Genomic DNA, 214 nt, shown 5'->3' with positions numbered 1-214 from the left:
TTATAGTAGAAAGGGGCCTATAGCTCAGCTGGTTAGAGCGCACGCCTGATAAGCGTGAGGTCGATGGTTCGAGTCCATTTAGGCCCACCATTTCTTACTACCCTAACGGGGCCTTAGCTCAGCTGGGAGAGCGCCTGCCTTGCACGCAGGAGGTCAGCGGTTCGATCCCGCTAGGCTCCACCAATAAAGGTTTATCCTTTATACATTGTTCCTT

2 tRNA genes are annotated in these 214 nt (G+C 52.3%); both read left to right on the top strand.

Features of this window, described 5'->3' with window-relative positions:
• The first annotated feature begins 13 nt into the window (after positions 1 to 13).
• Positions 14 to 90 (top strand) — tRNA-Ile (locus WYK_RS06515).
• A gap of 17 nt (positions 91 to 107) precedes the next feature.
• Positions 108 to 183, top strand: a tRNA-Ala gene (locus WYK_RS06510).
• Positions 184 to 214: the final 31 nt, after the last annotated feature.

It is taken from the genome of Peribacillus psychrosaccharolyticus ATCC 23296 (assembly GCF_000305495.1).
GTDB classification, from domain to species: domain Bacteria; phylum Bacillota; class Bacilli; order Bacillales; family DSM-1321; genus Peribacillus; species Peribacillus psychrosaccharolyticus.
This window is presented reverse-complemented; position numbering and strand designations above follow the sequence as displayed.